Origin of the sequence: Tannerella forsythia (assembly GCF_001006485.1) — a bacterium.
GTDB classification, from domain to species: domain Bacteria; phylum Bacteroidota; class Bacteroidia; order Bacteroidales; family Tannerellaceae; genus Tannerella; species Tannerella forsythia.
Map to the genome: position 1 here is coordinate 186220 of NZ_JUET01000119.1, position 6619 is coordinate 192838.

The following is a 6619-nucleotide window of genomic DNA, read 5'->3' on the forward strand; positions in this document are numbered from 1 at the left end:
CAGCCCTACACGACGAGTCAATGGAGACAAAAAAATAGGTAGGGGATGTGCCTCAAACACTCGTTTGTTTTTGACACATCCCCTATTCTGTTTATCGGAAAAGCAATATCGGAACGCAATGACCGAATTTCAATACTCCCATAACCGCAAGGCTGAAAACGGAACTCGTTTTTACTTACTTCACAAAGTCGGCAGCGGCAAGAAAGTCATAGCTTTTCTTAACATCTTCTTCGGGTGTGCCGTCATAACGTTCTATTTCGGCATACCAATCTTTAATGCCCCCTGCGGCATAAGCCTGCTCGAATACGGCTTTGTAGTCTACGACATTCTGTACGCCGATCGCTGTTTCGTCCTTAATATGGAGCAGTTGGATACGCTTTGGGTATTTCTTCATGTATTCTACCGGGTCGTATCCTCCTTTTTGTGCCCAATATACATCGAGCTCAAAGCACACATGGTCAGCGCTCGTATGCTCCATAAGCAGGTCGTACAGGGGCGTTCCATCGATCTTGCCTTTGAATTCAAAGTCATGGTTATGATAACCGAACCGGATGCTCGAAGCAGCCGTTTTAAGTCCGATCTCGCTGAAATAATCGGCGTAGCGTTTGATATTGTCGAGCGTAGCCCGTTCGCCTTTGAGCGGAGCCCACGGCATGATCATGTATTTGAATCCTGCTGTGTTGTGCGTGTCGATCGCTTTGCTCCACCAAGCCATATCGGCTTCGTAGTCGCCGCTCAGTTCGTGTCCGAGGTGTGCGCTTGTCGCTTTCATTCCCAAATCATCGACCATCTTCTTAAACTCAGCCGGTTCCAATCCGTAAATTTTTCCGTCGTTATACGCCGCTGTTTCCAGATTGTTATAGCCCATTTGTGCGACGGTTTCGAGTGTTTTGCGGATTCCGGCATCTTTGACCATGTCACGCAACGAGTAGAGCTGCAAACCGATATATTTGGATGATCCGGTCTGAAGATTGATACCGTTGTTACGGGAGTACAAGAAATTCGGCATCACCATGCCGCTTGCGAGCAATAATGAAGCTCGTTTGATAAAGTCACGTCTGTTTTGCATCACGAATTATAATTTAAAGTTTGACGAATATTTTTTGCAAAGATAGCAGATAATCCTGACATCACGCATAGCATTGTCCCCAAAAAGCGATGGGTTGTTTAATTTTGCAGGGAGAACGATTTGCGACCGATCAGGTGGCCGTCGGCAAAGATATCGACACGATAAGTTCCGGGAGAGAGGTATTCGGCTACATCCCAATACATCGTTACGGGTAACTCTTCGCCTTCGTATTCGATCGTTTTCATCATCGAGTAAGAAATATTCCTGTTTTCGAACGCAAATACGCCGGAGTTGGGTTTAGTCAGAATATCGTCGTCCGGGCGCATGATACGCACATAGATATTTTTCTCGCCCACCGGAGCAGTGATGTTTTTAGCCAAGTGGAATGTAAGCACGAGTTGTGCGATTTTGTCGATCTTCTTCGCGTCCTTACCTCGCGAGGTCACGGGGCGTACCTGTATGGCCGTGGCGTCCATGCGGCTGGCTAATGTGACGCGTTCCGTCAGTTTTTCTTTTTCGCGCGTCAGTTGTGCTGCTGCCGACGTGGCCTGCCGGTATTGCTGGGTCACTCGTTCGTTTTCGTTGCGCAAGCGTCCGTTTTCAGCATTCAGCGAATCGATTTGTATCACATAATTGCGCATGATCTTTCGGAGCGTTTCCAGTTCTTTTTTCAACTCCGTAATGCGTCGCGTATTCGTGGCTTTGACCGTACGAAGCTCCTCCATCAGCCGTTGCACCTTCATCTGTTCGGTGGTCAGCAGCGCTACGAGTGAGTCGTTGCCTACACTGAATTTATATCCTTCGTATTGAAGGGAGAGTTCGGCATATTCGTCGGAAAGTTCTTCTTTTTCGAGTGCAAACATTTCAGCCATGTCTGCCATCTGCTGCCGCTGGCGGTAAATGACATAACCCACGGCGACGAGTGCCAGCAGCACGATGACAATGGCCATGATCAAGAATGTTTTTTTCCTGATTTCTTTTTCTTCCGAGTTCATACGTAAAACAATCTATTCGGGGGACAAAGATAAGAAAGTTCGGCCATTAACCATTGGTCAATGACAATTTTTCTTACCTTTGCGCCCTGAAATCAGCTTTAGACGATTATGTACGAAAAAATTATCATTCTGGATTTCGGTTCGCAGACTACGCAACTTATCGGTCGTCGAGTCAGAGAACTTAACACGTATTGCGAAATCGTGTCTTATAATAAGTTTCCGTCCGATGCTTCGGGGGTCAAAGGGGTGATTCTTTCCGGAAGTCCCTATTCGGTGAATAGTCCCGAAGCGTTCAAGGCCGACCTGAGCGCTATTCGCGGTCAATACCCTTTGTTGGGAATCTGTTACGGAGCGCAACTGCTCTCGGCTACAAGCGGAGGGCAGGTCGAATCGGCCGGTTCGCGCGAATACGGTCGGGCGCATCTTTCGTCACTCGATACCAACGATCCATTGCTGACAGGCATCACTGCGGGAACACAAGTTTGGATGTCGCATGGCGACACGATCACTCACCTGCCGGAAACGTTTCGAGTGATTGCCGGTACGGACGATGTGGAAGTTGCTGCTTTTCACATTGAGGGCGAACAGACATGGGGCGTACAGTTCCATCCCGAGGTGTTTCATTCGACCGACGGCACGAAGCTGCTGGATAACTTCCTGAACATCTGCGGATGTAAAAAGAACTGGACGCCGGCCTCATTCATCAAATTGACCGTCAATGAATTAAAAGAGAAACTCGGCAACGATAAAGTAATCCTGGCTCTTTCGGGCGGCGTAGACTCGTCCGTAACGGCCGTGCTGCTTCACAAAGCTATCGGCAAAAACCTGACGTGTATTTTCGTCGATCACGGCCTGCTTCGCAAAAATGAGTTCGAGACCGTATTGAAAGATTACGAACACCTGGGACTGAACGTGATCGGGATCGACGCCAAAGAAAAGTTCTACAGAGAACTGGCCGGTGTGAGCGATCCGGAAAAGAAGCGGAAGATTATCGGTAAGAATTTTATCGAGGTGTTCGATGAAGAAGCGCATAAACTCGAAGGCATTCGATGGCTCGGTCAGGGAACGATTTACCCCGACGTGATCGAATCGCTCTCCATCACCGGAACGGTCATCAAGAGCCATCACAATGTGGGCGGGCTTCCCGAAAAGATGCGACTGAAACTCGTTGAGCCGCTGCGCCTGCTCTTTAAAGACGAAGTGCGCAGTGTCGGCACCGAATTAGGCATGATGCCGCACCTGCTCAAACGCCATCCGTTCCCGGGTCCCGGCTTGGGCATACGCATCCTTGAAGACATCACTCCCGAAAAAGTGCACATCTTGCAAGAAGCCGACCACGTGTATATCTCCTTGCTGCGCGAATGGGGACTGTATGATAAGGTATGGCAGGCCGGTGCCATTCTGCTACCCATACGGTCGGTGGGCGTGATGGGCGACGAACGCACATACGAAAACACGATCGCTCTGCGCGCGGTGACTTCGACCGACGCTATGACGGCCGACTGGGCACAGCTACCTTACGAGTTTCTGGCGAAAGTGTCGAACGAAATCATCAACAAGGTGAAAGGTGTGAACCGAGTAGTCTATGACATCAGTTCCAAACCGCCCGCAACCATTGAGTGGGAATAAAAAAAGAAAAACATCCACATGAATCCTATTTGGTCAATAACGTCGAATCAGGCGATAGCCCGAGAAGTGCGAGACTATCTGATGATTGCTTTGGGAATGGTGCTTTACAGTATCGGATGGACGGTGTTTCTCCTCCCAAATGATATTATGACAGGCGGTGTGCCCGGTATTGCCTCCATTGTTTATTTCGCTACCGGACTGAAAGTACAGTATGTGTATTTCGGGGTAAACATTTTTTTATTGTTGCTTTCAATTAAAATCCTGGGATGGAAGTTCAGTATCAAGACGGTTTACGGCGTTTTTATGCTGACGTCTGCTTTGACCGTCATACAGGAAGTGACTCAGGGCATGAGACTGTTACAGAATCAGCCTTTTATGGCCTGTGTATTGGGAGCTTCGTTCTGTGGATGCGGGTTAGGTATTGCTTTCTCGGCCAACGGCAGTGCGGGAGGAACGGATATCGTAGCCGCCATCATCAACAAATACAGAGATATTACGCTGGGGCGGGTGATGATGATCTGCGACACGATCATCATCACATCCAGTTACATGGTACTCAAAGACTGGGAAAAGGTGGTTTACGGCTTCGTGACGTTATATGTATGCAGCTTTATGCTTGATCAGATCGTCAACAGTGCTCGTCAGTCAGTGCAGTTTTTTATCATATCCAAACGATACGAAGAAATTGGCCGCGCGATCAATGCCATGCACCGTGGGGTGACGGTGATCGATACCGTCGGGATGTACACCGGACAGCCGCAAAAGATGATGTTCGTGCTGGCCAAAAAACGCCAATCGACGACTATATTCCGTATCATCAACGATATTGATCCTCGTGCTTTCATATCACAGAGTGCTGTGATCGGGGTTTATGGAGAAGGTTTTGACCATCTCAAGGTGAAGAAGAACAAACCCATTGATCTTCCGGCCGAAAAAGGGGCATCAACCCAAATTCTGCAATAGTAGAGATTTCTCGTAAATCGAAAATCTAATTCGCATTTATACATGACTACTTATATCGTAACACGATGATATGATGGTAGAGTGAGACCCTTGATCCATGTGCGCCTCTGTATCTGTAAAGGAAACGGCCAACGACAGTGTTGAATAAAATAAAAGAGAAACATATTTTAACTATATATTTATGTTTTTTTAACTAATTAAATTTATCTAAGTCATTTAATGAGTCTATCTTTGCGGGTATTAACATAAATATCTTTAATTATGAGAAGTAAATTATCTGTTATTTTTTTGTTTTTGATAGGCTTTGTGATGCTGTCGCATGCGCAAAGTTTTATCAATGTAAACTTAGGTAATGCCGTCAAGCATAAAGACGGCTCGGGAGTGTATTACACTTTCCCAAACTTAAGTGTTGTTGCAAGTGACGGACTTCTAATCAAGTCTGTGCGACTTAATATTAGACAGGCTACTGCCACCTATGTACTTCCTGCCGGATGGCGGTTGAGACCACAAGGGTACTCTTCCAATGAGTATTTTATTGAAAATGAATCCGGCGTATCGGCCTCCGATGCGCAAACTTTTTTTAAGAAGTATACAGTACAAGTTCAGCAATGGGTATAAAGGCGGTGAATTAGGTATTTGGGTATGTGACTATATCACGCCGGAAGTCTCCCCTATGCCGGGTAGCATATCTGCTCAAACAAGAGCTGTTGCACCTACAACATGTAGTGATTACACAGAGGTCCGTTTCGGCTTTGAAAGTACGAAAAGTGCTTCGGTGAATGATGGTGGGGTCAATAATGGGACATTGGCTGCGCCTGTGAAAGTGCTTCTTGGAGATATCATCGAATATAAAATCGAAGCGGTTAATGCGGCCCCACAGGAAGAGGGAGGAGGTCAAGCGATGTCTTCCGCCCGTATGGGATTACGGGCACAGGGTGAACCTCTTTCCACTCTGATCATTGAGGATAAGCTTCCCGAAGGACTTGAAGTGGTTCCCGGCTCTATTACCGAAGGCGGAGTTGAGAATAGCGGTATGATTAAATGGACGTTGGAAAATGTTCCCAGAGGAGTGAATAAAGTCGTAACATTTAAAGCGAAGCTGAAAACCCCGTTGATTCAGGCGTATTATCAGAACATCATGAAAAATACCGCCAAAGTAACCACTCAATGGACAGTAGATATACCGGAACCTGCAAGCGGTCAGTTAAGTCTGAGGCGTGAAGAGTCGCAAGAATATACTTCACAAACCGATACTACGTATCATCAGCGCGCCGTTTGTACGGTTAAATTCACCGTCGACCCTGCAGCCGGAGGCGCATTGACCAACGGAAACGATCAAGTGATTGATTATGGTACGAAACCGGCCGCAGGCGTGACGGTAACCCCATCGGGTGCTTCGTATAAGTTTAAAGGCTGGAAACATGGCGGGTTTACTTCGCTGAAAGACGGTGAAGCGGCTGCTCCCGCAGCATCGGGGCCGGAGGGGGATGCCAACTGGTATACTACGGTAGATGTGAAAGGCGATGTGACCTTTACGGCCGAGATGGTGTTGCAAGGCTATGCAATTACCTACGATTATAATGATAAGGCATCTTCTCCCAAAGGTCAGACGATGCCTCTTGCCACCCCTCCGACTGTAGCTAATCCGACCGGCTATATTACGAGCGAGATTCCGTCCGGAGGTATCCCGCTTAACGCTCCCACCCGTATAGGCTATGTGTTTAATAAATGGCTGGTAACGAAGACTGCAGATGGGACTCAGGTAAGTGATAATAATATTATCCCTGAGGGTACGCAAGGCGATTTGAAAGCTACAGCTCAATGGACTCCCAAACGCTTCGGTATCGGTTATGAATTAGATGGCGGTAATCCTCCAGCAACTCCTAATCCGACGCACTATACCATCGAAACGTTGCCGGAGAAAGTTCAGCATGCACCGACGAAAGCCGGTTATACCTTTGTT

At 47.5% G+C, this 6619-nt stretch carries 5 protein-coding genes and 1 pseudogene; 4 read left to right on the forward strand and 2 right to left on the reverse strand.

All coding sequences use genetic code 11. The features are described 5' to 3' along the window. Positions 1-175: 175 nt before the first annotated feature. Positions 176-1069, reverse strand: a complete 894-nt coding sequence (locus Tanf_RS11395) for a sugar phosphate isomerase/epimerase family protein (protein ID WP_046825961.1) — start codon at positions 1067-1069, stop codon at positions 176-178. Positions 1070-1167: 98 nt separating this feature from the next. Further along, complete coding sequence (locus tag Tanf_RS11400; RefSeq protein WP_046825941.1) at positions 1168-2064, reverse strand: DUF8429 coiled-coil domain-containing protein; 897 nt, start codon at positions 2062-2064, stop codon at positions 1168-1170. 108 nt (positions 2065-2172) lie between these two features. On the opposite strand from Tanf_RS11400, the gene guaA reads away from it, so the two are divergent. From guaA to Tanf_RS11420, 4 genes and pseudogenes are all read left to right on the forward strand, one after another. Next, on the forward strand, positions 2173-3693 hold the full coding sequence (guaA, locus tag Tanf_RS11405) for a glutamine-hydrolyzing GMP synthase (protein ID WP_046825942.1): 1521 nt from the start codon (positions 2173-2175) through the stop codon (positions 3691-3693). 18 nt (positions 3694-3711) lie between these two features. Continuing rightward, positions 3712-4656, forward strand: a complete 945-nt coding sequence (locus Tanf_RS11410) for a YitT family protein (RefSeq protein ID WP_014223894.1) — start codon at positions 3712-3714, stop codon at positions 4654-4656. A 261-nt stretch (positions 4657-4917) separates the two neighbouring features. After that, positions 4918-5274 carry a hypothetical protein gene (locus Tanf_RS11415; RefSeq protein ID WP_046825943.1) on the forward strand — a complete coding sequence of 119 codons (357 nt, stop codon included), beginning with the start codon at positions 4918-4920 and terminating at the stop codon, positions 5272-5274. Then, positions 5222-6619: pseudogene (locus Tanf_RS11420) on the forward strand (InlB B-repeat-containing protein); the annotation flags it as partial. The gene Tanf_RS11415 and the pseudogene Tanf_RS11420, both read left to right, overlap by 53 nt.